The sequence below is a fragment of the Robertkochia solimangrovi genome (assembly GCF_007279655.1).
Lineage (GTDB): Bacteria > Bacteroidota > Bacteroidia > Flavobacteriales > Flavobacteriaceae > Robertkochia > Robertkochia solimangrovi.
This window is the reverse complement of the sequence record NZ_QKWN01000001.1, coordinates 855,517-881,654: the sequence shown is the minus strand read 5'-3', so window position 1 is coordinate 881,654 and position 26,138 is coordinate 855,517. Positions and strand designations below refer to the sequence as shown.

Genomic DNA, 26,138 nt, shown 5'->3' with positions numbered 1-26,138 from the left:
TGGTCTAATCCTCGAACTCTTCTTTAAGGATCTTAACCACTTCTATAATTGTTTCTTCTTCAAGATCGGTACGTTTTACCAGGTCATCTATATCCTGATCAAGAACACTTTTCGCCGTGTCAAGTCCGATCTTTCTGAATTCCTGAATGATCCATGCTTCGATCTCATCTGAGAATTCAGTTAGCTCTACATCTTCTTCCGCACCTTCGCGCAGCACATCGATCTCATAACCGGTCAATTGCCCTGCAAGTCGGATATTGAAACCTCCTTTTCCGATAGCCTTGGAAACTTCCTCAGGCTTCAGCAATACTTCAGCATGCATGGTCTCATCATTAAGACTTACCGAAGTTACTTTAGCCGGACTTAGCGCCCTGCTGATGAAAAGCTGCGGGTTGTTGGTAAAATTGATCACATCGATATTCTCGTTTCCAAGTTCTCTTACGATACCGTGAATTCTGGATCCTTTCATACCCACACAAGCTCCGACAGGATCGATTCTGTCATCATAAGAATCTACTGCCACTTTGGCTTTCTCACCAGGAATACGAACTACTCGCTTCACCGTGATGAGTCCGTCAAACACCTCAGGAATCTCCTGTTCGAATAATTTCTCCAGGAATTCCGGTGCGGTACGCGACATCAGGATCATCGGTTTATTACCTTTCAGCTCTACACTTTCGATGATACCCCTTACATTTTCTCCTTTTCTGAAAAAATCAGAAGGGATCTGTTTTTCTTTTGGCAGAATAATCTCATTACCTTCATCATCAAGCAAAATTACGGCCTTATGACGAATATGATGCACTTCTGCTGTATATATCTCACCTATAAGATCTTTAAACTGCTTATAGATCGTTGTATTATCATGCTCATGGATCTTCGAAATCAGATTCTGACGCAGTGCAAGAATCGATCTCCTTCCAAGGTCGATCAGCTTCACCTCCTCAGATACATCCTCACCTACTTCAAAATCGGGCTCGATCTTTCTTGCTTCGCTCAATGAGATCTCCTGATTGTCGTCTTCGACGTCATCGTCAGCAACCACAACCCTGTTTCTCCAGATCTCAAGGTCACCCTTATCTGGATTGATAATAATATCAAAATTATCATCAGACCCAAACTTTTTCTTAAGCGCATTTCTGAAAACATCCTCCAAAATGGCCATTAACGTCACACGATCAATGAGTTTATCATCTTTAAACTCCGAAAATGAATCGATCAATGCAAGATTTTCCATGTCAATTTCTTAATTAAAACGTTATCACAACTTTAGCTTCAACAATATCCCCATAGGAGACTTCTTTTTCTTTCAGTACCGTATGCTTGCCCTTACCGACCGGTTTAGGCTCTCTGGCTTTCCACTCCAACTTCAATCCGGAAGCATCCGAAGATACCAGCTTCCCTTCAAATTCGCCTTCAGCAGTAGATACTTTAAGTGTTCTGCCAATATTCTTTAAATACTGTCTTTGATGCTGAAGCGGCTCTGTAGCACCCGGAGAACTCACTTCCAGAGAAAAATCTTCTTCCTCTCTGTCCAGGTTATGCTCCACCTGTCTGCTTACGAAGATACAATCATTCAGCGAAACACCCGTATCTCCATCGATGATTACTCGAATTTTGTTATCCGGGGTAATGCTGAAATCGATCAGAAAGAGATCTTCTCTCTCCTCAAATGCACGATCCAACAATTCAATAACCTTATCCTTCAACATCAGTATTTAGTATAAAAAGAGGGGACTTTTTGTCCCCTCTGAATTCAAATCTTCACTTTCAACGGCGCAAATATACAAATAATTCCGCTAAAATAAAGTTTCACAGCTTTTAATTTTCCCTGAACGAAGACTTTACATCCGCAAAAAGAATCACATTCAGTCGTTGCAAAACATCCGCTAAAAAAACACGCTTACCGAACCAAGCCAGTAACGATTATTCACCTGAAAAATCTCCTGAAGAAACATCCGGAGAACTTAGGGACATCACCGGAAATTAAAAGCCTGAATATCAGAGGCTATAAGACAAAAAAAGCTTCCCGAGTGGGAAGCTTTTTCCGTTGGCCTACAAGGACTCGAACCTTGAACGACTGAACCAAAATCAGCTGTGTTACCAATTACACCATAGGCCAATATCTGATGCTTTTTTTGACCTGATCTCTAAAAGCAGGTGCAAATTTATAACAAAGTTTCATATGCGCAAATATTTTTAAAAATTATTTGAATTTATTTTTCAAACGTATTGTTAACGTACTCGAATTCTTGACTTCAATAGTATAATTATTACTAAATTCGCCACCGACATCGAAAATCTTTTACATGACTGCTAAGCAATTTAAAAAGTGGGATACTATTCTCGGATGGGTAGTTTTCGCCATTGCATTACTCACCTACCATCTCACAGTAGAACCTACTTCCAGCTTCTGGGATGCGGGTGAATATATTTCCACCTCGGCTAAACTTCAGGTTGGCCATCCTCCGGGAGCTCCGTTCTTCCAGATGATGGGTGCCTTCTTCGCTATGTTTGCAGGAAACGATGAACTGGTAGCAGTCACCGTAAATCACATGTCTGTTTTCTCCAGTGCATTTACTATCCTATTTATGTTCTGGTGTATCACTAACATCACTAAGAAACTGGCTGCCAAATCAGGAGAACTGAATACAGCTTCCTATATAGCCATACTCGGTAGTGGTGTGGTCGGCTCACTGGCTTTCACCTATACCGACAGTTTTTGGTTCAATGCTGTAGAGGCTGAAGTTTATGCCATGGCCACTCTCCTCATGTCGCTGATGTTCTGGCTGGGTCTTCGCTGGGCTGACGAATTACATGAACCCCGCGGTAACCGCTGGCTTGTATTGATCTCTCTTGTTATAGGACTCTCATTTGGGGTTCACTTTATGGCATTACTGACCATTCCGGCCATCGGAATGATCTACTACTTCAAGACCACTGAAAAATTCACCTTCAAGTCCTTTATTATAGCTAACGTAATTTCGATAGCCATACTTTTGTTCATTTTCAAACTTCTTTTACCGAACGTGATGAAACTTTTCGGGTATCTGGAAGTTTTCTTTGTGAACAGTATCGGACTCCCATTCAACTCAGGAACTATCATCGCTGCGTTACTGATCATCGCGTTCTTCTATTTCACACTACAATACACCTTTAAGAATAATCAGAAGATCATGAACAGTATCGTACTGAGTATCATGTTCATTCTGATCGGTTTCTCAACCTGGCTCATGGTTCCGATTCGCGCCAATGCCGGCACCGTAATCAATGAAAATAGTCCGACCGATGCCAGACAGTTACTCGCGTATTACAATCTCGAACAATATCCGGAGACGCACCTTTTTTACGGTCCGATGTTTACAGATGCCTATGCTGGACAAAATTCCGACCCGGAAAAGCAATACATGGATGACAAACCGAAATACGAGCGCGACCACAAGACCGGAAAATATGTTATCGTAAACAAATACAAGAACGCTCGTGTAGCCCCAAATATTGAACAGGAAGGACTCTTTCCCAGATTGTGGAGTACTGAACACGCTGCTAATTATATGAGGATTACAGGTCCGATAGACGTCAATGTTAAACCTGAATACAGAGGACAAACACAATTGGTCGACGCTGTTTCACAGATGAAACGTGACCTGGCCTCCGGAAAAATCGATTACAACCAGTATGTGAGCTTTATTTCTGAGTTCAAGGACGCCCTTCAAATTGAAAAACCAACGATCTGGCAAAACCTGAATTACCTGTTTGAATTTCAGATGAACTATATGTATCTGCGTTATTTTATGTGGAATTTCGTAGGACGTCAGGATGATATTCAGGGAAAACTCGACAATCACGGCAACTGGTTGAGCGGAATTGATTTTGTAGACTCCAACAGACTGGGGTCTCAGGATAATCTGCCATCAGATGTACTAAATAATAAAGCTCGTAATACCTATTATTTTCTGCCATTCCTTCTTGGAATCATAGGTTTCCTGTTCCTGCTGAAAGTAAGCAAAGAATACACCTGGGTTCTTTTTGTGCTATTCATGTTTACCGGACTTGCCTTAAAGATCTATCTGAACGAAAGACCGTTCGAACCTCGTGAGAGAGACTATGCTCTTGTAGGTTCCTTCTATGTTTTCTCTATCTGGATCGGTATGGGCGTATTCGCATTGTTCGACGAGCTCAAGAAATTTATTAGTCCGAAGATACTGGCTCCGGCGATCTCTGTAATCTGTTTGATCGCAGTACCCGGAATTCTGGCCTCTCAAAACTGGGACGATCACGACCGTTCTAACCGATTCACCGCTCAATCAATGGCGAAGTCTTACCTTGACTCCATTGAAGAGGATGCCGGGAGCATGCTATTCACCATCGGTGATAACGATACCTTCTCGCTCTGGTATGCCCAGGAGATCGAAGGATACCGTACCGATGTTCGTACCATCAACACCAGTCTCTTCGCAACAGACTGGTACATCGATCAGATGAAACGCGCTGCTTACGAAAGTAAACCGATTCCTTCTCAGCTCACCCATGACAAATACGCTTATGGAGTAAGAGATGCGGTTTATTACCAGCCACTGACCAATGAGCGATGGGATATCAAGCGCTTTATGAACTGGATCGCAAATGATGACAATACTATTGAGAACCTTGTTAAAAAACAAGGCAAAGACATTAGCGGTTATCCGGAAAGTTACCTGAACCTGCACTTCTACCCAACCAATAAGATCAGAGTTCCGGTAAATAAAGAAATGGTCCTGAAGACCGGACTGGTGAAAGAAAAAGACTCCGCTCAGATCGTTGATTATATCGACATCGACCTGCCGGAAAGTGCACTTACCAAGAACAGAATACTTATGCTGGATATTCTGGCGAACAATAACTGGGAACGTCCGATCTATTTCACTGGCGGAAGCTTCGACAAAGCTGAGTACATGTGGATGAAAGATTACTTGCAGTTAGACGGCCTCGTTTACAAGCTCGTTCCTGTCAAAACTGAGATCGACAAAAGAAACCCTTATGAAATGGGCCGTATCGATGAAGATCTGATGTACGACATCATCATGAAATGGGATTGGGGGAATTCGGAATCTCCGGATATCTATCATGATCCGGAAACGCGCAAGAACAGCATCTCATACCGTGGAAACCTGGCACGCCTTTCCGAAAAACTGATCGCTACAGGTAAAACGCAGAAAGCAAAGGATGTACTCGATCTGGCTATGGAAAAAATGCCTTTCGGATACTTTGGATACTATGTGTTCCTCGAACCGTATATCGACGGATATTACAAGGTTGGAGAACAGGAAAAAGCAAGAGATCTCTACAAGAAAGTGGCACGCAAATACCAGGAATACCTGGAATACTACAGCAGCCTGGATGTTGAAAGCCAATACATGTTAGGAGACGATATTATCACAAATGTTGAGCGTTACCGAAGCCTGATCGATATTATCATTACCAATGGAGACAAGGAACTAGGCATGGAAGAGGCTTCCAAATTCAACGAATACATGGAATCTATAGCAATACTCAAGTCTTCAGCATTACCTGCTAAGACACCTTCCTCTGACATACCTGCAGACGCACAACAGGCTGTACCATTGGATACTGCCACGATCGACAGTGCGGAATAAGCATGACAGGAGAACGATGAAGAATTATTTTATTAAAACTCCCAGAACGGTTAAATGGCTGATGCCAAAACTGGTCTGGGATCTTCCCGCAGATGAAAAGGAGGTATACCTCACCTTTGATGATGGCCCCACACCCGGAGTCACCGATTTTGTATTGAATGAACTGGACAAGGTGAATGCCAAAGCCACCTTTTTCTGTATCGGAAGAAATATAAAAGAATACCCGGAATTGTTCCGGGAGATCATTGACCGAGGCCACCACATCGGAAACCACACCTATCATCATGAAAATGCACTTAAAAGCGATCATAAATCCTACATGGACAGTGTTCGTAAAACCGGAGATATCATCAGTGAATATACCGGAAAGGATGCAAACACCAAACTATTCAGACCCCCTTACGGAAAGATCACCACAGGCATTACCAATCAACTGATCGCCGATAATTATTCCATAATCATGTTCGATGTACTAAGCGCTGATTTCGATCAGAAGATCGATCCGGAAAAATGCTATATGAATGTGATGCGAAATACAGCAAAGGGAAGTATTATCGTCTTTCATGACAGCCTTAAAGCTGCTGACAGACTAAAACCTTCATTACCGAGAATACTCAACGACCTCAGGGAAGAAGGCTACCGGTTTATGGCGATTTGAATCAGGTAAATTAAAGACACAAAGAGCTTTTCGAAAAGATAAGGGATCGATCGATTCAAATGCGTAACGTAACTTGCGGAGCTTCCATCAGGAAACGTATTCCTGCAGCAATCCGATAAGCGTATTGGCATCCTGCTCTCCACTCTGTCTCCAAACCATCTCGCCGCTTTTATAGATCATCAATGTAGGCAAACCCTTCACACGAAGTGCATCTGCCAGTTCCTGATTCTTATCAACGTCGATTTTAATGACTCTGGCTTTATCACCTAAAGCTGCCGCTACATCCCTAAGCACAGGATGCATAGCAGTGGAAGATTCATTCCATTCGGTGTAAAAATCCAGAAGAACTGGTATGTTAACATCAATTAGTTCGCCAAATTTTGACATATACATTTGAATTTTAACAACTTGATAGATCAAATGTAATAAAAAAACTAATAAAACCGCATTAACACTGACATTTAGGGTAAGAGGTGACTTTAGGCAAGGGTGTTTTTTCGCTTTAATTCGATGACGGTAATCTCAGGCCAGATACCCACTCTTCCGGGATAACCAATATAGCCGAGTCCGCGATTCACATTGATATACTGTCCGAGTTGTTCATAGATTCCCGCCCATTGTTTATAGCGGTATTTCGCCGGACTCCATTTGATCCAACCAGGTATCTCTACTCCAAATTGCATCCCATGGGTATGCCCGCTCAACGTGAGATGGAAATGATAATCATGCGGCAGTACTTCAAATTCCCAATGGGTAGGATCATGACTCATCAGCACCTTAAAATCTTCTCCTGAAATTCCGGAAACAGCCTTATTAAGATCCCCGGCTTTCTTAAAGCCTCCGGCTCCCCAATTCTCAACACCAACCAGGGCGATTCTGTCGTTTCCACGCTCTAAATACCGGCTTTCATTCAGCAAAAGATCAAAGCCCATCTCCTTCTGTAGTTCTTTCAGCTCATCCAGATTTGCTGCTTTGTCTTCCTCGGTAGGCCATTCCGCATAATCACCATAATCATGATTCCCTAAAACTGAAAAGACTCCATCTTTTGCCTTCAGTCTGGAGAACGTTTCTTTCCAGGGATAGAGTTCCCGAGCCACACTATTTACGATATCACCAGTAAAGAGAAGTACATCTGACTCCTGTTTGTTAATGAGATCAACCGCATATTCCACCATCTTATGATTATCGAAACTACCACTGTGAATATCGGATATCTGAGTGATCCTGTACCCGTCAAAGGCTTCGGGAAGATCATCGAATTCCAGGGTATATTTCATCACCTGAAAATCATATTTCCCTTTATACATTCCATAAAGAAGTGACGTGAAGGGTATTGCCGCTATCCCCAGTGCGATCTGACTGACAAATTTTCGTCGGGACGGAAAGGAAACCACTGTATCATTTCCGGATCCGGTACCTGTTTTAGAGATCACCCAACTGAAGCCACGGATCACATCTTCGATCAGCATAAAGATCCCGGAACAAAAACCAAGTGCCATAAACGCCAGAAACAACCCTACCGAAATTCCCATCGAAGGAGACATTCCCTGAGAGCGGTCAAAATTGCTGAATTGAAAATAAACATTAGCCAGCACCGCCAGGAAAATAAGAATATAGAAAACCTGTATATATGGATTACGAACCAGTGTCCGGAAGGCCTGGAATCCATAAAATGTTCCTATGAGATATAGTATACCGAGAAAAATAAAAAATCGGGACATATAGGTTTGATCGTTTTAACACAAAAGTATCCTTATCCGGCTGCAAGACCTACCATTTAAAGATTATTTAACTAAGTTTACCATTCTTTTAATCTTCTCTTTATCAGAAAAATAAAATGTCTGGTCATCAGGGAGACTTTGCGGCATAAAGGAAATTGCCGGCTTCGCCTCGTCTGAACGATGCATCACGGAGGCCGAAAAATGTATCTCCCTAAATCCAGCTTTTTTAAAAGCTCCGATATTGCGTTCATTAATCCCCCCTCCAGGCATTATCGTCAGTGTATCCATAAAAATACGATCCAGGAAAATCAGCCTATCAATTCCTTCATGTGCAGAAGGCATACCGCCACTACTCAAAACCCGCTTGCAGCCAATGTTCACAAGTCTTGTTGCAGCATCCTTCTGGTCGGGTGTCCAGTCGAATCCCCGATGAAAGGTAAAATCCATTTCGCCGGCAGCTTCCATCAATCCGGCAGTAGCCACTGAATCTATGGTATGATCTTTTTTAAGGACACCGCTCACCACACCCTTACAACCCAGTTCAGCACACATTCGAATATCATTTCTCATGATTTCGAGTTCTTCCGCCGTGTAGGTGAAATTTCCGCTTCTGGGCCTGATCAAAACATAAACCGGTATATCGATCTTACGAACCACTTCCCGGATCATCCCGTAAGAAGGTGTTACACCTCCAAGTAAAAGTTCACTGCATAGTTCGATCCGATCGGCTCCGGCCTCAGCCGCATTGATTGCCGAACGAAGCGAAGATGCACAAATTTCTGTTCTCATATAATTTAGCTTTAAAGAGGCACTCCCCTTAAAAATACGCAATTTATTTGCCTTGAAATTACACCCTATTCGTTAAAAACTTCCTTATTTTTACCGAAATAAATTTGTTGCAAAATCATGTCTGAACAAAAACGACTATTCTTACTTGACGCTTACGCGCTGATATTCAGAGGCTATTACGCATTCATAAAAAATCCAAGGATCAATTCAAAAGGAATGGACACCTCGGCGGTAATGGGCTTTATGAATTCCTTGCTCGATGTGATCAAAAGGGAAAAGCCGGATCATCTTGCAGTCGCATTTGACAAAGGTGGAAGCGAATTTCGTTCAGAGATGTTCGAAGCCTATAAGGCAAACCGTGATGAAACGCCCGAAGCGATACGTATCGCCGTACCTATCATTCAGGAGATCTTAAAGGCCATGCATATTCCGGTGATTGAAAAATCCGGATTTGAAGCAGACGACATCATCGGTACATTAGCAAAGCAGGCTGAAACAGCAGGGTACAAAACCTTCATGGTTACTCCGGATAAGGATTTCGCTCAACTGGTTTCAGACAATATATTCATGTATCGCCCTGCCCGTATGGGAAATGGAATCGAGATATGGGGTATCCCGGAGGTATGCGAGAAATTCGAAGTAGAGCGCCCGGAGCAGGTAATCGATTTCCTGGGCATGATGGGTGATGCAGTGGACAATATCCCGGGGTTACCGGGAGTTGGAGAAAAAACAGCGAAAAAATTCCTTAAAGAGTTTGGAAGCATGGAAGCCCTACTTGAGAATACCTCAAAATTAAAGGGTAAAATGAAGGAGAAAGTTGCGGAAAATGCCGAACTGGGGATCCTTTCCAAAAAGCTCGCAAGAATCTTAACCGATGTTCCGGTTACTTTCCACGAAGAGGATTTCGAATTGAACACTCCCGATTTCGATAAGGTGAAAGAGATCTTTCAGGAACTCGAATTCAGACGCCTCGCAGAAAATCTAATGCGAACCTTCAATTATTCTCCCGAAGGAAGCGTTGAGGAAAACACGGCTTCACAGGCGGTAAATGACGATCTCAACGTACAGTACGACCTTTTCGGAAGCGGCGCTACCGAATCAGGCCCTGTAACAGATACCGGAGGCTTTAAAAACATTTCCGAAATAGCGCATTCTTATCAGCTCGTCGATTCCGCACTGAGCAGAAAACTACTGTTGGGTAAATTGATGGAGCAAACCAGCGTTTGCTTTGACACCGAGACCACCAGTATTAAGGCACTGGAAGCTGAGATAGTAGGTTGTGCGTTTTCATGGGAACCCGGAAAGGGTTATTACCTGGCATTCCCGGAAGATAATGAGGAGACACAACAGATACTGGAAGAGTTCAGACCCTTCTTTGAATCGGAGCAAATCGAAAAGACCGGTCAGAATCTGAAATACGACATCAAAGTCTTATCCAATTATAACATCAAGGTAAACGGTCCGGTTTTCGACACGATGATCGCCCACTACCTTATCAATCCGGATATGCGCCATAATATGGATGTACTGGCCGAAACCTATCTGAATTATAGTCCGGTACCCATAGAAAAGCTGATCGGTAAAAAAGGGAAGAACCAGCGATCCATGAGAAGTGTTCCACTTGCCGAACAAACTGAATATGCTGTAGAAGATGCTGACATTACGCTACAGCTTAAGAATCTTTTTGAGGCAGAACTCCCGAAACGCAATGCTGAGAAACTATTCCGGGAAACAGAATCACCCTTGGTCAAAGTTCTCGCTGCCATGGAGATCGAAGGGATAAATCTTGATGCAGCTTACTTAAAAACCTTGTCAGAGGTTTTGAAAAAAGACATTTCCCGACTTGAGGCTTCGATCTATGAACAGGCTGGAGAAGAATTCAACCTGGCCTCACCCAAGCAGCTCGGACCGATTCTTTTCGATAAATTAAACCTGGTTGACAAGCCCAAAAAGACCAAAACAGGACAATATTCAACTGCAGAAGATGTCTTGTCTTATTTAGCAAAGGATCACCAGATCGTGGCAGACATCCTGGAATGGCGCCAGTTGAACAAATTATTAAGCACCTATGTAGATGCCTTACCGAACGAGATCAATAAAAAGACGCATCGTATCCATACGGTGTATGCTCAGGCAGTGGCCGCCACAGGAAGATTAAGTTCTAATAATCCTAACCTGCAGAATATTCCGATACGAACTGAGAGAGGTCGCCAGGTACGAAAAGCATTTATACCCAGAAATGAAGATTACATCCTGCTCGCTGCCGATTATTCTCAAATCGAACTTCGGATCATTGCAGCCCTGAGTGAGGAAGAGAATATGATACAGGCTTTCCGAGACGGAGCAGACATTCACGCTGCTACAGCAGCAAGGGTTTTCAAGGTGCCACTGGAAGAAGTGACACGCGAACAAAGAAGCAACGCAAAAACCGTAAATTTCGGTATCATATACGGAGTGTCGGCCTTCGGACTCAGCAATCAAACGGATCTGAACCGAACAGAAGCCAAGGAGCTGATCGACACTTATTATGAGAACTACCCGAAATTAAAGGAGTATATAAACAAGCAGATAGCTTTTGCCCGCGAGCATGGCTATGTAGAAACGATCCTGGGCAGACGACGTTATCTCAATGACATCAATTCCCGCAATCAGGTTGTAAAAGGTGCAGCAGAGCGAAATGCTGTAAATGCCCCGATTCAGGGAAGTGCAGCAGACATCATAAAAATCGCAATGATAAATATCTACAACAAACTTGAACAGGAAAACTACAAGACTAAAATGCTGCTTCAGGTACATGATGAATTGGTATTCGACGTATACAAACCAGAGTTAGATCAGGTAAGATCAATGATCGTTTCAGAAATGGAGAACGCATGGAAACTACAGGTTCCACTAAAGGTCGAGGCTGGTACAGGATCTAACTGGCTCGAAGCACATTAAGAAAAACACTACGGTTATAGCAGTCAGATAAAGCCGTGTATACAGGCAAATAAGCGAATTTCCATGGTAATCGCATTAACCTGCTATAACCCAATATGTTTTACTGCACGAATAATATTGATTCAGGTATTTGTTATTTTCTTGAATAATTGTACATTTGCACCCCTGTAAATCCGATCTATCGCAAATCGGACAGGAATGGAATGTTTAATTATTAAAGAAATTAGTGTGGATACATTAAGCTACAAAACAATTTCAGCGAACAAAGCAACTGTAGACAAGCAGTGGGTTTTAGTTGACGCTGAAGGTCAGTCGCTGGGACGTCTTTCATCTAAAGTAGCAAAATTGCTAAGAGGAAAGTACAAGCCCAATTACACCCCGCACGTTGACTGTGGAGATAATGTTGTAATTATCAATGCTGAGAAAGTCAACTTGACCGGTAACAAATGGGAGGCAAAACAATACGTTCGCCATACCGGATACCCAGGGGGTCAGAGAGTTCAAACTGCAACCGAGCTATTCAGCAAGGATCCTGCACGTTTGATTGAAAAATCAGTTAAAGGTATGTTACCTAAGAACAAACTTGGTGCAGCCCTTTTCCGTAATTTAAAAGTGTATGCTGGTACTGAGCACAATCAGGAAGCTCAGAAGCCAACTGCAATTAATTTAAACGATCTTAAATAATGGAAGTAGTTCACAAAATCGGCAGAAGAAAAACTGCAGTTGCAAGAGTGTATGTTTCTGAAGGAAAAGGAGACATCACCATCAACAAAAAAGATTTATCGCAGTACTTCGGAACTGCAACACTTCAGTACAAGGTTAAGCAACCTTTTACACTTACAGACAACGAAGAAGCATTTGACGTTAAAGTTAATGTTTACGGTGGTGGTGTAACTGGTCAGGCTGAGGCGATCCGTCTAGCGATCTCCAGAGCGCTTTGCGAGATCGATGCTGAAAACAGAGGTTCTCTTAAACCAGAAGGTCTTCTAACCAGAGATCCTAGAATGGTTGAACGTAAGAAATTCGGTCAGAAGAAAGCTCGTAAGAAATTCCAGTTCTCTAAACGTTAATACGTTATCAGAACTATACAGAACAATTGTTCATTCTTTATTGAAAAAAATTAATGTCGTTGATCCGCTTCAGGCGGAGATTAGTTTAGCATCCAAATGCTGATGGCGATCTGAAAAGTGACCACTTCAACATTGCTAAATTTTCCAACGGAACGTAAACTATTAAGAAAAATGGCAAATAACATAGAAGTTAAAGATTTACTGGAAGCAGGTGTACACTTCGGACACCTTACCAGAAAGTGGAATCCAAACATGGCTCCTTACATCTACATGGAGCGTAACGGGATCCACGTAATCAATTTATACAAAACTGCTGCCAAACTTGAAGAGGCGAATGAAGCCCTTAAGAAGATCGCAGCTTCTGGTAGAAAGATTCTTTTCGTAGCTACCAAAAAACAAGCTAAGGATATCGTTGCTGAAAAAGCAGGAGGTGTAAACATGCCTTACATCACTGAGCGTTGGCCAGGTGGTATGCTTACCAACTTCGTTACTATCAGAAAAGCAGTTAAGAAAATGGCTGCTATCGACAGAATGAAGAAGGACGGTACTTTTGATACCCTTTCTAAAAAAGAAAAATTACAAGTTGATCGTTTAAGAGCCAAGCTTGAAAAAAACCTTGGTTCAATTTCAGACATGACCCGTTTACCTGGTGCGATCTTTATCGTTGACACCATGCGTGAGCACATAGCTGTTAAAGAAGCACAAAAATTAAACATTCCAATCTTTGCGATGGTGGATACGAACTCAGACCCAAGAGAGGTTGATTACGTGATCCCATCAAATGACGATGCTTCAAAATCGATCGAAAAGATCCTTACTCATGTAACCGCTGCTGTTTCTGAAGGACTTGTTGAAAGAAAAGCTGATAAAGATGCTGAAAAAGCTGACAAAGAAGCTGCTGAACAAGAAGAAATGCAAGCAGAAATAGCTGCTAAGGAGAAAAAGGCTAAAGCCTTAGAGTCATCAGACGACAACGATTAATTAACAATTTCATAAAGCCGTTGACCGAATTCAAAAATATCTTTGTATTCGGTTAACTGCTTATAGTAACCTAAAAAGTTAAATCAAATGGCAAATATCACAGCCGCTGAAGTAAACAAGCTCAGAAAATCTACCGGTGCCGGTATGATGGATTGTAAAAATGCATTGGTTGAGGCAGAAGGAGATTTCGAAAAAGCTGTCGAAATACTACGTAAAAAAGGTCAAAAAGTTGCTGCTAAGAGAGCAGACAGAGAATCTTCTGAAGGTGCAGTTATCGCTAAGGTGAACGCTGACACAAACAAAGGAGTAATCGTGTCCCTTAACTGTGAAACTGACTTCGTTGCTAAAAATGACGGTTTCGTAGCCCTTGCAGAAGGAATTGCTGAACTGGCACTGAACTTCGATTCTAAAGAAGCGCTACTTGATGCAGCATACAACGGGATGAAAGTTGCTGACAAATTGATCGAACAAACCGGTGTTATCGGTGAGAAGATCGAGATCGGTGATTTCAGAATTCTTGAAGCTCCTTTCGTAGGTTCTTATATCCATGCAGGAAACAAGATCGCTACCCTTGTAGGACTTTCTGCTAATGTAGATGGTGCTGATGTTGCTGCCAAAGACGTAGCAATGCAAGCTGCTGCAATGAATCCTGTAGCTCTTGATGAGCAAGGTGTTGATCAATCTGTTATCGACAAAGAGATCGAGATCGCTAAAGAACAACTCAGAGCTGAAGGTAAGCCTGAAGCTATGCTTGATAATATCGCTAAAGGTAAACTTAACCGTTTCTTTAAAGACAATACACTGGTTAACCAGGATTTCATCAAAGACAGCAAACAAAGTGTTGCTCAGTATGTGAAATCAGTGAACGGTGACCTTACCGTTACCGCTTTCGAACGTGTTGCTCTTGCATAAACGCTGATATAAAGCAAAAACATAAAAAAAGCTCCTGTCAAAATTGACAGGAGCTTTTTTTATTACAGACCTTAATTGCTTCAGCGCACTTAATATTTTTGCTTATTTTTGCTCCAATCTAATTTTCAGATAAGAAATCATATCAAAATCCATTTATAATTCCATGCAGTACAAACGCATCCTTCTTAAACTCAGTGGAGAAGCCCTGATGGGCGAACGTCAATACGGAATCGATCCTAACCGACTAAAGGAATATGCTGAAGAAATCCATAAAATTGTAGAAAAAGGCGTTGAAGTTGCAATCGTAATTGGCGGAGGAAATATCTTCCGTGGACTGGCAGGAGCCAGCAATGGTATGGACAGGGTCCAGGGTGACCACATGGGAATGTTAGCCACTGTTATTAACGGACTCGCCCTGCAAAGTGCTCTTGAAGATGAAGGTATAGAGACCCGATTACAATCTGCCATCAAGATCAATGAAGTAGCAGAACCTTTCATTCGAAGAAGAGCGATGCGTCATCTTGAAAAAGGACGCGTAGTGATCTTTGGAGGCGGTACAGGGAATCCATATTTCACAACAGATTCTGCAGCTGTACTCAGAGCTATTGAAATAGACGCCGACGTAATTCTTAAAGGAACACGCGTTGATGGTATCTATTCCGCCGATCCGGAAAAACATAAAGACGCCACTAAATTTGACTTTATCTCTTTTGAAGATGTGATCAAAAAAGGCCTCAAAGTAATGGACACTACCGCTTTTACACTAAGCCAGGAAAACAACTTACCGATCATCGTTTTTGACATGAATAAGGAAGGTAACCTGCTTAAAGTGGTATCCGGAGAAAATATCGGAACCAAGGTAAATCTATAACAACAATAAAAAGAACACGACGTTAATTAATACAATAGTTATGAACGAAGAAGTTGACTTTATTCTGGACAGTACCAAAGAATCTATGGAAGGTTCCCTGAAACACCTTGAGAAAGAGCTGATAAATATCCGTGCAGGAAAAGCCAGCCCATCCATGGTAGGTAGTGTTATGGTCGATTACTACGGTTCACAAACTCCGCTGAATCAGATTGCTAATGTCAACACGCCGGATGCAAGAACCATAGCTATTCAACCATGGGAAAAATCAATGATCACCGAAATCGAAAGAGGTATCATGCTTGCTAATCTTGGCTTTAACCCCATGAATAACGGAGAAATGGTCATTATAAATGTACCACCCCTGACCGAAGAACGACGTCGGGATCTGGTTAAACAAGCCAAAGGCGAAGCTGAAGACGCTAAGGTCTCCATTAGAAATGTACGTCAGGATGCCAACAAAGACATCAAAAAACTCGACGTTTCCGACGACCTGAAGTCTAACGCTGAAGTCGATGTACAGGAACTAACCGATTTCTATATCAAAAAAGTGGACGAGATCCTGGCCATCAAAGAGAAAGAGATCATGACCGTATAACAGATCAAAACATCAGAGCAAAAGCGACTTTTCCGAAAGTCGCTTTTGTTTGTTTTATAAATGAGGACAAGGGGCACCCGAAATTATGAACAGCATCAAACTACTTTTCTTTCTTCTGTTTACCAACGCATTGTTCTCACAGCAATTGCTAACGGGGACTATTTCCGCAAACCCTGACCATAAACCTCTTCCTTTCGCAACGATAATAGCAGATAACGGCACTGCTACCATCACCGACATCGAAGGAAACTTCAAAATCGAATATACTACCGACATACACAGCCTGACCATTAGTTATATCGGATATCAAACACAAACGATACCTGTTTCGTCTGATAAAAAAATTACGATACAACTCTACCCTCATACCAAAGAACTTTCACAGGTAGAAATTACCGCCTCCAAAGATCAAGCCGATGACATTATTCGGAAAGCTATCGCGTTTAAAAAACAGAATGACCCAAAAACAGCTCTGAATTCCTATTCCTTCAAAAGCTACCGAAGAGCAGTCGTAACCGCTAACCCTGAAGACCTCAAAGGCGAAGTTGATTCCATTTTCACCACCAGAGAGGGTGAACTTTCATTTGTATCCGCCGATTCAACGGCCTATTCGATGAAAAAACAAATGGAACGATCACATTTATACATCACAGAAACACTCTCCAATACGGCTTTTCAAAAGGAACTTGGACAGCAGGAAACCATAATGGCGAACCGAATGGCCGGATTGGAAGAACCTGTTTACCGCCTGCTGAGCTTTAAGCTGCAGTCTTTCTCATTCTATCAGGAAGCCTACGAACTCTTTGGCACCAAATACAAAAGTCCGCTTAGTCACAACCCATTCAACACTTATAATTTTCGTATTCTCGATACGGTTTCACAATATGGAAGAGATGCGTATATGATCTATTATTACCCTGCCAATGAACACAAGACCGCACGTTTACAAGGCGTCCTTTACATCGATAAAGAAAGCTATGCCCTTCAAAAGGGGATCGCTCAGCTAAAAGGCACCCTTGATATCGACGTAACGCAGGAGTACTTTTACATCGAAGATTCAAACCTGTGGTTTCCCTCCTTAACCGATATTGTCGTTGGCGAAGGTTCTGAAGATCTTCCGGTGAAGTTGTTTGGAAAAGTAGACATTAAAAAACAACCGGAAATAAACGATACCCTGGAGTATCATACCAACAGGGAAAAGGTTTCTTCCTTTATTAAATTCTATTCCAGAGAGACGGCCTTTGATTTTTCTTTTAATCAAAAGGTGAATATCGAAGAAAAAGGTTTAGCGGTAAAAGTAGCAGACAGCGCATCAATACGTCCTGAGTCTTACTGGAATGAATTCCGCAGTGACAGCATCACCCTTCGCGACCAGGAAACTTATGTCGTACTCGACAGCATTGCCACCGCCAACAAGCTTAATGAAAAAATAGGATTCTGGAAGAAGCTTTTCACAGGCTACCTGACCACAAAATATATAGATTTCGACCTGAAATACCTGATCAAATACAACAACTACGAAGCATTTCGTACAGGAATGGGAGCAATTACCAATGATCGCTTCTCTAAAAATGCAAGACTGAGTGCCTATACTGCCTATGGTACACGAGATAAAGACCTGAAGTATGGTTTTGGAGGCGCCTATCGGTACGACAAGGCGTCGGATTCCTGGCTTGGTTTTAATTACGTAGATGATCTCGTTGAAACGGGAAGTTCTAAGTTCATTACCGAAGGGAGAAAATTCTATGTTTTTGAACCGAGGCTTTTCAATATTACGTCATTCCAGAGAAACCGTATGATCAGTACTCATATCGCCTATAATTTCAACCCGAAATTAAAGGCAAAACTGCAATTCGACCATACGGATACAGCACCGACCTATTATTATGTATATCTGAGGGATGGAGAAGTACCTTTTACGCATTATCAGACCAGCACCGCCACTGTTGCATTCCACTGGGATCCTTTCTCAGAATACATCAGGACGGCCGACGAAGTGTTGCCATACAAAACCGGATTCCCGCAATTTACCGTTCAGGCAACTCAGGGATTCAAGGATACTTTCAAAAGTGACTTCAGTTTTACAAAGTTCCAGGCGATGATCGTACACGAAATTGAACTATTTGACGAGAGTAAATTCACCTTTAATTTCAGAGGCGGTATCGCTTTCGGTGAACTTCCTATAACCGAACTTTATCACGCCTCTCCAAACCAACCAAAAAAGGACGCACTGCTACAACGTTTCTCAGTAGCCGGTCGCGACAGTTTTGAAACCATGTATTTCGACGAATTCTATTCTGATCGTTACATGAGTCTACAGTCAAAATATTTTTTCAAGCCCTGGAACATTTCAAAGATCATAAATCCGGAACTCGTGCTTATATCCAGATTCGCAATAGGTGACGTGAACGACCTGCAAAACCATGTGGGCGTACCCTTTACTTCACTGGAAAATGGATTCATGGAAAGTGGATTTGAGATCAACAACATTCTGTCCGGATTCGGACTGAATCTGATGTATCGATACGGCGCTTATCATTTGCCGATATTTGAAGATAATCTTTCGTTTAAATTCACCTTTTATTTATCACTTGGAATTTAGGCGCTATCATATGAGTTTTCTAACTTTGCACGGAAATTTTTTTCAATGACGAACTGGATCACGAAAGGCTTTTGGGAGCGTGTAGCAAGAATTATCCTTAGAAACAGGATTCTCATCCTGGTACTATTAACAGCGTGTACGGTTTTCCTTGCGATGCAATGGAAATACATGCGTTTCACCTTCACGGAAGCAAACCTGCTCCCCGATCATCATCCGGTCAACATTGAATACAATCATTTTCTGGATGTTTTTGGAGAAGAAGGTAACCTGATCGTCATCGCGGTAAAAGACAGTTCGCTTTTTACTCCGAGAAAACTCAACGAATGGAACCGACTGAGCAAGCAATTGATGTCGATGCCTGAGGTTTCCCTGGTAATCTCAACCGATAATCTACAAACCCTCGTAAAGAATACCGAAAAGCAGGAATTTGAGCTAAAGCCCCTGATCGGCGGAAATATCGAAAGACAAAAGGACGTAGACTCTATCAAGCAGGAGATATTTCACAAACTGCCTTTTTATGACCACCTTCTTTACAACAAAGAGACACAAACGGTACGAACCGCCATATACCTTGACAAGGAGATCGTCAATACGCCTGTCCGAAAAGATTTCGTCTTCAACGATTTCGAACCACTGATCAAGGAATTTGAAGAAAGAACCGGAATGGATGTCAGAGTTTCTGGTATGCCTTATATCAGAACCCTGAATGCTCAAAGTATCATCGATGAGATCAGTCTGTTCATCGGTGCAGCCTTGCTTGTCACTTCCCTGATCTTCTTTTTCTTTTTTCGATCGGTAAGAGCAACCATCATATCGATGGTAGTCGTTATGATCGGAGTGATGTGGGCTTTCGGAATACTGGGCTTATTGAGGTACGAGATCACCGTCTTAACTGCGATTATTCCACCACTGATCATTGTGATCGGAATCCCGAACTGTATTTTCCTGATCAATAAATACCAGCAGGAAGTAAAGAAGCACGGAAACCAGGCTAAATCTTTACAACGGGTGATATCCCGTGTTGGGAATGCCACCCTGATGACCAATGTTACGACGGCAGCAGGATTTGCCACTTTCATTATCACTGAAAGTAAATTATTAAAAGAATTCGGTATCGTTGCCTCCCTGAACATCTTTGTGATCTTTATACTATCACTGCTGATCATACCCATCATATACAGTTTTCTCCCCCTTCCAAAGACCAAACACCTGAAGCACCTGAACAAAAGATGGATTGGAACTTTTGTAGGATGGATGGAAAAAACGGTACGCGAACACCGCATCGCTGTATTTATCGTTTCTTTGATCGCACTGATCGTAAGTATCATCGGTATCTACCAAATCAGAATCTCCGGTAGCCTGATCGAAGATATGCCTAAAGGCGCTCCCTTCTTTAAGGACATCCGATTCTTTGAAAAGGAATTTGACGGAGTGCTTCCCGTAGAGATCATGGTTGATACCAAACGGAGAAACGGAGTCATGAAGCTATCTACCCTTCGCAGAATGGATGAACTTGAAGAACTGATCAGAGAGATTCCTGAGCTTTCAGATCCGATCTCTGTCACCAATCTTGTAAAATATTCGAAGCAGGCCTATTATAACGGAAATCCTAACTATTATCAGCTTCCTAACAATCAGGAGAACACGTTCATCCTAAGTTATGCCAAAAAATCATCAGGCAACTCAAATCTTCTGCACAGTTTTGTTGATTCAACAGGTCAGATCGCAAGGATCACTACCTTCATGCAGGATATCGGCACAGACAAAATGGAAGGCATCGAAAACGAATTGGAAAAACGAATACACAAGGTTTTACCGGAAGACCGTTACGATGTTACAGTTACCGGAAAAGCGCTGGTTTTCATGAAAGGAACCAAATACCTCGTTAAGAATCTGGTGATGTCTCTCGCCCTGGCGATCGTGCTCATTTCGCTTTTCATGGCTTATATGTTCCGGTCGTTCAAAATGATACTCATTTCCTTACTCCCGAATATACTACCACTGATCATCACCGCAGGAATGATGGGCTTCCTTGGAATTCCTATCAAACCGTCAACAATCCTGGTGTTCAGTATCGCTTTCGGTATCTCTGTCGATGACACCATACATTTTCTGGCCAAATACAGACAGGAATTAACCGCCAACCACTGGCATATCAGAAAATCGGTATACAATGCCTTAAGGGAGACCGGGGTAAGCATGTTCTATACTTCTATCGTGCTTTTCTTTGGATTCTCCGTATTTATGATCAGTGAATTCGGCGGAACCAAGGCATTGGGAGGATTGGTATCCTTCACCCTTTTATTTGCCATGCTGGCCAACCTGATTCTGCTGCCGTCACTCTTACTGGCACTGGAAAGAAACATTGCCAACAAGCAAGTTCTGAAAGAACCCCATATCAATGTATTGGATGATGAGGCTGATGAAGATGAAATAAAATAAAAAAAGTCTGCCGAAAAAATTTCCGAACAGACTTTAAGGTTCCCCCAAACCTACATTTTATATATTTTAATACAGAGAAGTATCTTTTCCTATTAACAATACAAATATACCTTTTGTATACGTTACGGCACAGGGGGAAAATCCCCTTTTTTAAATTCATCTTTATATTTTACCGGTTTCCATGTCGATTAGTTCAATACTAGAGTTAATTATTTTATCTTTGGACTCCTAAAATTTGAATAGCATTTGAAATGAAAATACAAAGTGTTAAAGCGCTTTTAGCCGGAGAAAGCCTCCTACAGGAAATCCATGTCAAAGGCTGGATACGAACTTTCAGAAGTAACAGATTCATCGCTCTTAACGACGGATCGACTATAAATAACATTCAGTGTGTCGTTGATTTTGAAAATACCGATGAAGCGACGTTACGAAGAATCACTACCGGAGCTGCTGTTTCTATCAAAGGAACCCTTGTGGAAAGCCAGGGTCGGGGACAAAGTTATGAGGTACAGGTAAAACATATCGAGATCCTTGGTGACTCAGATCCGGAAGAATATCCGATACAGCCCAAAAAACATTCTTTGGAATTCCTTAGAGAAAAGGCGCATCTTCGCGTACGCACCAGCACCTTTAGTGCAATCATGCGTGTACGCTCAACACTGGCATTTGCCATTCATAATTATTTCCGTCAGACCGGGTTTAACTATGTACACACCCCTGTAATTACAGGGTCAGATGCAGAAGGAGCGGGAGAAATGTTCCGTGTTTCCACACTGGATCCTAAAAACCCACCATTAACCGAGAATGGACAGGTGGATTATTCTGAGGATTTCTTTGGAAAAGAGACCAACCTTACCGTTTCCGGGCAGCTGGAAGCAGAGACCTATGCGATGGGGCTTGGAAAAGTGTATACTTTTGGACCTACTTTCCGCGCAGAGAATTCCAATACTTCCAGACACCTTGCCGAATTCTGGATGATCGAACCAGAAGTGGCATTTCTAGATCTTGACGGAAATATGGATCTCGCAGAGGATTTTATCAAGAATGTATTGAGTTATGTGCTGGAACATTGTGAAGATGATCTGAAATTCCTTGAAGACAGACTTAAGGATGAAGAAAAAACAAAACCGGCAGCGGAAAGAAGCGAAATGAGTCTTACCGAAAAACTTCGCTTTGTGATCGACAATAACTTCAAGCGTGTTAGCTACACTGAGGCCATTGAGATCCTGAAGCAATCTAAACCGAACAAAAAGAAAAAATTCCAGTATATCATCGAAGAATGGGGAGCAGATCTTCAAAGTGAACACGAACGTTATCTGGTAGAGAAACATTTCAATGCACCGGTGATCCTTTTCGATTATCCGGCAAAGATCAAAGCATTCTACATGAGGCTTAACGAAGATGGTAATACTGTTCGAGCGATGGACATCCTTTTCCCGGGTATCGGTGAGATCGTAGGTGGTTCACAACGTGAGGAACGATATGATGTACTTCGTCAGAAAGTGGCCGATATGGGAATCGATGAAAAAGAACTCTGGTGGTATCTCGAACTGAGAAAATTCGGAACGGCTGTTCACAGTGGTTTCGGACTCGGATTTGAGCGTCTGGTCTTGTTTGTGACCGGAATGACGAACATCCGGGATGTTATCCCTTTCCCAAGAACGCCGCAAAACGCTGAATTCTAATTGGAATTTAACAAAATATTCTTAACCAAACTAGCTTTCGAAATTCATTCGAATAGCTAGTTTTTTTTATTTTTATACAAAGCTTCGTCAAAGATGTTAAAGCAGCAATTACAATTTAAATTATCGCAGAAACTTTCTCCGCAACAGATACAGTTAATGAAACTGATCCAGTTGCCTACGCAGGCTTTTGAGCAACGTTTAAAGCAGGAGCTCGAAGAGAATCCCGCTCTGGAAAGTGGAAAGGAGTCCAATGACGAAGCCGGACTTGACGATTTTGACAATACTTACGAAGACGATTACGAAAATGAAAGCATCGGAGCTGAGGATATCAATGTCGATGAATACCTGAGTGATGATGAAATTCCGGAATATCGCTTACAATCGAATAATTACAGTGCCGACGATGAGGATAAATCGGTGCCCTATGCAGCCGGAACCTCCTTCCATCAGTATTTACTAAATCAACTCAATACTTTCATCATGGATGAGAACGATCGGGAGATCGCAGAATTTCTGGTAGGAAGTATCGATGAGAGCGGCTATCTGAGAAGGGACTTGAGTGATATTGTCGATGATCTCGCCTTTACTCAAAACACCTACACCGATGAAGAGAAGCTCCAGGAGGTACTGAAAGTCGTTCAGGAGATGGACCCGGCCGGTGTGGGTGCAAGAAATCTGCAAGAATGCCTCACCATTCAGTTACACCGAAAACAACCTACCCCGGCGGTAGATCTGGCCATCGACCTCATGGAACGTTCTTTTGAACAGTTCACCAAAAAACATTACCAGAAATTACTACAACGTCATGAGATCACTGAAGATGAACTCAGGGATGCTATCCATGAAATCGAACGCCTCACTCCGAAACCGGGAGGCGCTTATTCAGGAAATAGTAAGATGGTTGAACATGTCGTTCCTGATTTTTCCATCCGCATCAATGACGGCGAACTGGAACTTACACTTAACGGCCGAAATGCTCCGGAACTTCATGTATCCAGAGAATACAACAATATGCTTAAAGGCTACAAAGATTCCCGGGAGAAAAGCAAATCCCAAAAAGATGCTGTGATGTTCATCAAACAGAAACTTGATGCTGCTAAATGGTTTATCGATGCGATACGTCAAAGACAGGAAACACTTTGGGTAACCATGAACGCGATCATGCATCATCAGGAGGAATATTTCCTTACCGGAGATGAACGAAAACTGAAACCGATGATCTTAAAAGACATCGCAGACAAGATCGGTATGGATGTATCAACTGTTTCAAGAGTCGCTAACAGCAAATATGTCGACACCCCCTACGGCACGAAACTGATCAAAGAACTTTTCTCAGAAGCGATGAAAAATGAGGAGGGTGAAGATGTATCAACCAGAGAAATTAAAAAGATCCTCGAAAACCTGATCGAGGATGAAGATAAAACCAAACCACTGACCGACGACAAACTTGCCAGCTTACTTAAGGAAGAGGGATATCCCATCGCCCGAAGAACGGTAGCCAAGTACCGGGAACAATTGAATATTCCCGTAGCGCGTCTCCGTAAAGAAATATGATGCGAACATTCTCCCAAATCACCAGCCACCTTTTCAACCCACTTTTCATGCCTTTGGCTGGAACTGTAGCCTATTATCTGGTTTCACCCAAATACAACGCCCCAGAGGTCAAAAAAAGCATCATATTTGCAATTCTAATCGTTACCATTGCTATACCGATTCTATTTTTCTTCCTACTGAAGAATCTGGGTTGGGTGTCTGACTCGGATCTGAGCAAAACCAAAGAACGCAGATTACCATTACTGATCTTCATTATTCTGAACTATATCACAATTATTAAAATATTACCGAACAGCGCTTCATCTGAACTGAACTTCTTCTTTGTAGGCATCATAGGGGCTCTTATAGCCTGCCTGATCATGGTTTTTCTAAAATTCAAGGCATCTATGCATATGATTGGAATAAGCGGCCTGACGACCTTTATATTCGGCCTGGCTGTTCACTATGAAATAAACATCACGCTCGCACTCGCCGGACTCGTTCTGGTCAGTGGTGCTATTGCAACTTCCAGACTTTACCTGAAGAACCACGATGGTCCGGAGATTATCGCTGGGATCCTTTTAGGCGCCCTACCACAATTCATCACGTTTACATATTGGTTGTAAATCTGAAATCAGCTCAGAAAATATGAATGTAGCAGCAAATGCTTACGTTAACGGATACCGATCAGGTAGCACCAAGATGACAGCCTAAAGATCACAGTTTTAAAGTAAAACTGGTACATCAAGTAAAAAATTTCCGGTATACTTAGATTATAGAATTACCGAAGTACGGGAAGAACCGCGAAAACATTAAATTTCATTCATAAAGTCAGTTAGCAGATACCTAATTCAATAAAGACCGAAAGCATAGCTCTAGTATTCAAACCAAAGAATTACAAATTAAAAACTGAGCCTGTGAAACCAAGAAAACTGAGCGGGCAGACAAAAAGGTTTAAATAGGAAAGCAATAGACTATAAAATATAGAAAATCAATCCTACGTTAAGAGTTCGCATATTCAAGGCTTCACCGTCGACGGTCTGTGTACCGTCTTTGAGCAGGGTATTTAACTGATAATAGGTGTAGAAATTCCAGGTGTTGTATCCAAAGCTGAAATAAACTCCATATTGCAGATCTTCAATATCCGGATTCTTAAATTTCACCACTTGATCCGTCACGAACTTCGAACGTCCATACAACAAATAACCTAATTTAACGCCTCCGTAGATACGCCAGAATTGATAGCGCGTTGCAGTAGAGGTGCGCCAACGGAATTCTATTGGAAATTCTACCAAAAAGGAAGACATATTATTTCTGCGATAATCGGTATCATCATCGATCTTATGATAGGTCACGGTACCATCGGATTGCAGATCTGCCTGAAGTTCGCTGTAAATCACATTCAATGCCAATCCGGCCCCGATACCAAACCCAATATTACGGCGTCTGTTTAGTGGTATATCTTTAATAAAACCTCCCTGAACCCCATAAGAAAGGTTATTTTGCTTAACATCGGTAGGCGGGTTCAGCAACACATCATATGAGAGACCGTAATAGAACTGATCTTCAAAATATTTATCATCGACAACTCCTCCTAATCCGAGGGTATCAGACTGGCTGTAAATCACACCTGTGGCGGTGAGCAGCAATAGGGTAAGAAGCCTTTTGGTCATGGATGAAAGTATACTGTAAAAATAAAAAAC

The 26,138-nt window shown here is 42.1% G+C and carries 20 protein-coding genes and 1 tRNA gene; 14 read left to right on the top strand and 7 right to left on the bottom strand.

Annotated elements, in window-relative coordinates:
* Positions 1 to 4: 4 nt before the first annotated feature.
* The 3 genes from nusA to DMZ48_RS03780 form a co-directional block, all read right to left on the bottom strand.
* Positions 5 to 1,237, bottom strand: a complete 1,233-nt coding sequence (gene nusA / locus DMZ48_RS03790; RefSeq protein WP_143953752.1) for a transcription termination factor NusA — start codon at positions 1,235 to 1,237, stop codon at positions 5 to 7.
* Positions 1,238 to 1,250: 13 nt separating this feature from the next.
* The gene (gene rimP / locus DMZ48_RS03785; RefSeq protein WP_143953751.1) at positions 1,251 to 1,712 is read right to left on the bottom strand and encodes a ribosome assembly cofactor RimP; all 462 of its coding nucleotides are present in this window, start codon (positions 1,710 to 1,712) and stop codon (positions 1,251 to 1,253) included.
* A gap of 338 nt (positions 1,713 to 2,050) precedes the next feature.
* Positions 2,051 to 2,122: transfer RNA gene (locus tag DMZ48_RS03780), tRNA-Gln, on the bottom strand.
* Positions 2,123 to 2,309: 187 nt separating this feature from the next.
* Here DMZ48_RS03780 and DMZ48_RS03775 point away from each other — a divergent pair.
* A complete protein-coding gene (locus tag DMZ48_RS03775; protein WP_143953750.1) occupies positions 2,310 to 5,636 on the top strand; it encodes a glycosyltransferase family 117 protein in 3,327 nt (1,108 codons plus the stop codon).
* A gap of 16 nt (positions 5,637 to 5,652) precedes the next feature.
* Positions 5,653 to 6,294, top strand: a complete 642-nt coding sequence (locus tag DMZ48_RS03770) for a polysaccharide deacetylase family protein (protein ID WP_143953749.1) — start codon at positions 5,653 to 5,655, stop codon at positions 6,292 to 6,294.
* 87 nt (positions 6,295 to 6,381) lie between these two features.
* Here DMZ48_RS03770 and DMZ48_RS03765 read toward each other — a convergent pair whose 3' ends face one another.
* The 3 genes from DMZ48_RS03765 to DMZ48_RS03755 form a co-directional block, all read right to left on the bottom strand.
* The gene (locus tag DMZ48_RS03765) at positions 6,382 to 6,681 is read right to left on the bottom strand and encodes a thioredoxin family protein (RefSeq protein ID WP_143953748.1); all 300 of its coding nucleotides are present in this window, start codon (positions 6,679 to 6,681) and stop codon (positions 6,382 to 6,384) included.
* 92 nt (positions 6,682 to 6,773) lie between these two features.
* Positions 6,774 to 8,015, bottom strand: coding sequence for a metallophosphoesterase (locus tag DMZ48_RS03760; RefSeq protein ID WP_143953747.1), 1,242 nt, complete (start codon positions 8,013 to 8,015; stop codon positions 6,774 to 6,776).
* Positions 8,016 to 8,078: 63 nt separating this feature from the next.
* Complete coding sequence (locus DMZ48_RS03755) at positions 8,079 to 8,804, bottom strand: copper homeostasis protein CutC (protein WP_143953746.1); 726 nt, start codon at positions 8,802 to 8,804, stop codon at positions 8,079 to 8,081.
* A 117-nt stretch (positions 8,805 to 8,921) separates the two neighbouring features.
* Here DMZ48_RS03755 and polA point away from each other — a divergent pair, with 117 nt between their 5' ends.
* The 12 genes from polA to DMZ48_RS03695 all read left to right on the top strand — a co-directional run bounded on the left by polA (position 8,922) and on the right by DMZ48_RS03695 (position 25,061).
* Positions 8,922 to 11,744 (top strand): DNA polymerase I, encoded by a 2,823-nt coding sequence (gene polA, locus DMZ48_RS03750; RefSeq protein ID WP_143953745.1) that lies wholly within the window; start codon positions 8,922 to 8,924, stop codon positions 11,742 to 11,744.
* A 228-nt stretch (positions 11,745 to 11,972) separates the two neighbouring features.
* The gene (rplM, locus tag DMZ48_RS03745; protein ID WP_143953841.1) at positions 11,973 to 12,428 is read left to right on the top strand and encodes a 50S ribosomal protein L13; all 456 of its coding nucleotides are present in this window, start codon (positions 11,973 to 11,975) and stop codon (positions 12,426 to 12,428) included.
* Positions 12,428 to 12,814 (top strand): 30S ribosomal protein S9, encoded by a 387-nt coding sequence (gene rpsI, locus DMZ48_RS03740; RefSeq protein WP_143953744.1) that lies wholly within the window; start codon positions 12,428 to 12,430, stop codon positions 12,812 to 12,814. Before rplM ends, rpsI begins: the two co-directional genes overlap by 1 nt.
* Before the next feature lie 171 nt (positions 12,815 to 12,985).
* Entirely contained in the window at positions 12,986 to 13,795 is an 810-nt protein-coding gene (gene rpsB / locus DMZ48_RS03735) for a 30S ribosomal protein S2 (RefSeq protein WP_143953743.1), read from the top strand.
* A gap of 87 nt (positions 13,796 to 13,882) precedes the next feature.
* Positions 13,883 to 14,707, top strand: coding sequence for a translation elongation factor Ts (tsf, locus tag DMZ48_RS03730; RefSeq protein ID WP_143953742.1), 825 nt, complete (start codon positions 13,883 to 13,885; stop codon positions 14,705 to 14,707).
* A 163-nt stretch (positions 14,708 to 14,870) separates the two neighbouring features.
* Complete coding sequence (gene pyrH / locus DMZ48_RS03725) at positions 14,871 to 15,578, top strand: UMP kinase (protein ID WP_143953741.1); 708 nt, start codon at positions 14,871 to 14,873, stop codon at positions 15,576 to 15,578.
* Between the two features lie 40 nt (positions 15,579 to 15,618).
* A complete protein-coding gene (gene frr, locus DMZ48_RS03720; RefSeq protein WP_143953740.1) occupies positions 15,619 to 16,173 on the top strand; it encodes a ribosome recycling factor in 555 nt (184 codons plus the stop codon).
* 85 nt (positions 16,174 to 16,258) lie between these two features.
* A complete protein-coding gene (locus DMZ48_RS03715; protein ID WP_143953739.1) occupies positions 16,259 to 18,775 on the top strand; it encodes a DUF5686 family protein in 2,517 nt (838 codons plus the stop codon).
* Positions 18,776 to 18,820: 45 nt separating this feature from the next.
* Entirely contained in the window at positions 18,821 to 21,217 is a 2,397-nt protein-coding gene (locus DMZ48_RS03710) for an efflux RND transporter permease subunit (RefSeq protein ID WP_143953738.1), read from the top strand.
* Between the two features lie 251 nt (positions 21,218 to 21,468).
* The gene (gene asnS / locus DMZ48_RS03705; RefSeq protein ID WP_143953737.1) at positions 21,469 to 22,902 is read left to right on the top strand and encodes an asparagine--tRNA ligase; all 1,434 of its coding nucleotides are present in this window, start codon (positions 21,469 to 21,471) and stop codon (positions 22,900 to 22,902) included.
* Between the two features lie 93 nt (positions 22,903 to 22,995).
* Positions 22,996 to 24,456, top strand: coding sequence for an RNA polymerase factor sigma-54 (gene rpoN, locus DMZ48_RS03700; RefSeq protein ID WP_143953736.1), 1,461 nt, complete (start codon positions 22,996 to 22,998; stop codon positions 24,454 to 24,456).
* Positions 24,453 to 25,061, top strand: a complete 609-nt coding sequence (locus DMZ48_RS03695) for a hypothetical protein (RefSeq protein ID WP_242009095.1) — start codon at positions 24,453 to 24,455, stop codon at positions 25,059 to 25,061. Before rpoN ends, DMZ48_RS03695 begins: the two co-directional genes overlap by 4 nt.
* A gap of 348 nt (positions 25,062 to 25,409) precedes the next feature.
* On the opposite strand, the gene DMZ48_RS03690 is transcribed toward DMZ48_RS03695, so the two are convergent.
* Positions 25,410 to 26,108 carry a porin family protein gene (locus tag DMZ48_RS03690; RefSeq protein ID WP_143953735.1) on the bottom strand — a complete coding sequence of 233 codons (699 nt, stop codon included), beginning with the start codon at positions 26,106 to 26,108 and terminating at the stop codon, positions 25,410 to 25,412.
* Between the last annotated feature and the right edge of the window lie 30 nt (positions 26,109 to 26,138).

Bases quoted from the DNA above. Each gene is read 5' to 3' on its own strand.
- rpsB (WP_143953743.1), top strand. From the start codon at position 12,986: ATGGCAAATAACATAGAAGTTAAAGATTTACTGGAAGCAGGTGTACAC.
- rpoN (WP_143953736.1), top strand. From the start codon at position 22,996: ATGTTAAAGCAGCAATTACAATTTAAATTATCGCAGAAACTTTCTCCG.
- pyrH (WP_143953741.1), top strand. From the start codon at position 14,871: ATGCAGTACAAACGCATCCTTCTTAAACTCAGTGGAGAAGCCCTGATG.
- rimP (WP_143953751.1), bottom strand. From the start codon at position 1,712: ATGTTGAAGGATAAGGTTATTGAATTGTTGGATCGTGCATTTGAGGAG.
- DMZ48_RS03775 (WP_143953750.1), top strand. From the start codon at position 2,310: ATGACTGCTAAGCAATTTAAAAAGTGGGATACTATTCTCGGATGGGTA.
- DMZ48_RS03755 (WP_143953746.1), bottom strand. From the start codon at position 8,804: ATGAGAACAGAAATTTGTGCATCTTCGCTTCGTTCGGCAATCAATGCG.
- DMZ48_RS03760 (WP_143953747.1), bottom strand. From the start codon at position 8,015: ATGTCCCGATTTTTTATTTTTCTCGGTATACTATATCTCATAGGAACA.
- frr (WP_143953740.1), top strand. From the start codon at position 15,619: ATGAACGAAGAAGTTGACTTTATTCTGGACAGTACCAAAGAATCTATG.
- DMZ48_RS03765 (WP_143953748.1), bottom strand. From the start codon at position 6,681: ATGTCAAAATTTGGCGAACTAATTGATGTTAACATACCAGTTCTTCTG.
- rpsI (WP_143953744.1), top strand. From the start codon at position 12,428: ATGGAAGTAGTTCACAAAATCGGCAGAAGAAAAACTGCAGTTGCAAGA.
- DMZ48_RS03715 (WP_143953739.1), top strand. From the start codon at position 16,259: ATGAACAGCATCAAACTACTTTTCTTTCTTCTGTTTACCAACGCATTG.
- polA (WP_143953745.1), top strand. From the start codon at position 8,922: ATGTCTGAACAAAAACGACTATTCTTACTTGACGCTTACGCGCTGATA.
- DMZ48_RS03695 (WP_242009095.1), top strand. From the start codon at position 24,453: ATGATGCGAACATTCTCCCAAATCACCAGCCACCTTTTCAACCCACTT.
- DMZ48_RS03690 (WP_143953735.1), bottom strand. From the start codon at position 26,108: ATGACCAAAAGGCTTCTTACCCTATTGCTGCTCACCGCCACAGGTGTG.
- DMZ48_RS03710 (WP_143953738.1), top strand. From the start codon at position 18,821: ATGACGAACTGGATCACGAAAGGCTTTTGGGAGCGTGTAGCAAGAATT.
- asnS (WP_143953737.1), top strand. From the start codon at position 21,469: ATGAAAATACAAAGTGTTAAAGCGCTTTTAGCCGGAGAAAGCCTCCTA.
- nusA (WP_143953752.1), bottom strand. From the start codon at position 1,237: ATGGAAAATCTTGCATTGATCGATTCATTTTCGGAGTTTAAAGATGAT.
- DMZ48_RS03770 (WP_143953749.1), top strand. From the start codon at position 5,653: ATGAAGAATTATTTTATTAAAACTCCCAGAACGGTTAAATGGCTGATG.
- tsf (WP_143953742.1), top strand. From the start codon at position 13,883: ATGGCAAATATCACAGCCGCTGAAGTAAACAAGCTCAGAAAATCTACC.